Source organism: Herminiimonas sp. NPDC097707 (assembly GCF_044761395.1).
Lineage (GTDB): Bacteria > Pseudomonadota > Gammaproteobacteria > Burkholderiales > Burkholderiaceae_D > Oxalicibacterium.
Window position 1 is genome coordinate 1 of sequence record NZ_JBIWCI010000007.1, and the last position, 1,796, is coordinate 1,796.

At 35.8% G+C, this 1,796-nt stretch carries 3 protein-coding genes; all 3 read right to left on the reverse strand.

Annotation, left to right across the window (positions count from 1 at the left end):
- Window positions 1-144: 144 nt before the first annotated feature.
- The 3 genes from ACIQW9_RS14850 to ACIQW9_RS14860 all read right to left on the reverse strand — a co-directional run bounded on the left by ACIQW9_RS14850 (window position 145) and on the right by ACIQW9_RS14860 (window position 1,558).
- Window positions 145-885: a hypothetical protein gene (locus ACIQW9_RS14850; RefSeq protein WP_350835332.1), complete on the reverse strand. Its 741-nt coding sequence runs from the start codon at window positions 883-885 to the stop codon at window positions 145-147.
- 90 nt (window positions 886-975) lie between these two features.
- Window positions 976-1,191 (reverse strand): hypothetical protein, encoded by a 216-nt coding sequence (locus ACIQW9_RS14855; RefSeq protein WP_387508778.1) that lies wholly within the window; start codon window positions 1,189-1,191, stop codon window positions 976-978.
- A gap of 217 nt (window positions 1,192-1,408) precedes the next feature.
- Window positions 1,409-1,558, reverse strand: coding sequence for a toxin-antitoxin system HicB family antitoxin (locus tag ACIQW9_RS14860; protein ID WP_350502499.1), 150 nt, complete (start codon window positions 1,556-1,558; stop codon window positions 1,409-1,411).
- Window positions 1,559-1,796: the final 238 nt, after the last annotated feature.

Here is a 1,796-nt window from a genome sequence, read left to right on the forward strand (position 1 = left end):
AAAAGGGCGGATTTTATATTTTCAAGGAAATTAAATAAGGACCCCATTATAGGAGTCCCATTGTCAAAGTTTGAACACTTTACCCGCTATTAGAAAACGGTAAAGTCATAGTATTTTTATTTTCTATGTGTTAAAATAGCGCTGTTAACTTTTGCGATTTAAGTTAATTTGTATCTTATGAATATTGCCTAGATATTCATTTTCATAGTTTTTGGAATATGTTATATATTCGTCATGAGACTTTAGCAGAGTCTCTTTTTCTTTTTCCGTCAAAATATACTCTTCAGGCTTCTTTAACCCTCTACTCGAAAAATAAGACTTCTCTCCAAGTAATCTTTCGTCAATATTATCCTTTATCATATATTTCGTTATATAAGCCCCTACATTGTCCACGTGGTCTATTTTATTTATTTTAACAAACCCATGACCCCAGATGTCCGATAGAACGTCTACAGGCGTGTAAGGAAGGTTATAGACCAATAGGTGATAATGTATAGCCCCTCGTTTCTGAAACTCAATTACAGCAGTGTATTTTAGTTTTATTTTTAAAGTGTAATTCAGCCTTTGGATAAACTTTTTGAAGTTATAGTTAGATTGTTTTATGTCCTGCATGTTTTCAGCATATGTAAGTGTGAAAAATTTCGGTTGCTCGTTCCACGCATTTGCATTGGCATTTGCTTGGTTAAACACTTGCTTCCTTGCACGATATAACACATCAGACCTGTTCTTCATCTTTGTTTCAGCATCATTTATCCAATCATGATCAGACTGTTTTTTCCTACCAGCATTTTCACGAACTGCATCTTTACCTGTTGCTACCTCTTTCTCGTAGCTCAATAATTCCCATACACCGCCACTTTTTATTAGTTTGTGACGATACCTCAATTATAAAATACCTCTCTTCCTTGTCTAAATTTTTCTGCTTATTAATCGCTATAATCAAGTTAAGTAAGAAACAGAAATAGCGATTAAATATTAACCTATTTTTCTATCAGATTTAAACGGAAATATAAATCCTAAATCTACTAGAATTGTACCACTAAATTCGCCGCAGCCGGTTATTACTTTTCTATCAACTCCTGAAATTTTATAAAAGAATCCTGGTTGCAAAATGATAGTTTGTTTTAGTGCGTGTAATGTAACCACCATTACTTTTGTGTCTTCGGTTTTGTAATAAGAAATATTAAACATGTGCTCGTCCTCTTTTCTTGTTTTTTTAGTTGCGCTTCACCATCACCACTGCGTAGATCTACTCCATGAATCCTTGACTCGGAACCTTTGCGACCCAGATTACTTGCCACCGTCGCCACCTTCTAGAAATCTTTAATGTGGCAAACCGAACTAGGTTATCAGAGTCGCCTTTCCAAGTAAAGGAACCGCTACGCTTTCACTACGTAGAACTACTCCGTTAAAACTCTTTATCGTCTTTATATTCGCTCAGTATGTATGAAATCAAAGCGTTGACCGACATACCTCTCTTTTCAGCTTCTTTTTTTAACCATTCGTGTAGGTCTTCAGTAAGCCTTAGAGAAAAAACCGCTTTTCCCAATAACTTCACCTCCTTATGGTATCATTATAGTATCAAAGTGGTATCATGTCAATACCATAATGGTTAGTGTTATTTCTCTCGGTCTTTTATAAATAAAATAAATCCGCCTTGCGGTGTCGGGGGCCCCAACTGGAGTCACCCCACCCACACGCAAAAGGGCGGATTTTATATTTTCAAGGAAATTAAATAAGGACCCCATTATAGGAGTCCCATTGTCAAAGTTTGAACACTTTACCCGCTATTAGAA

Bases quoted from the DNA above. Each gene is read 5' to 3' on its own strand.
- ACIQW9_RS14855 (WP_387508778.1), bottom strand. From the start codon at position 1,191: ATGTTTAATATTTCTTATTACAAAACCGAAGACACAAAAGTAATGGTG.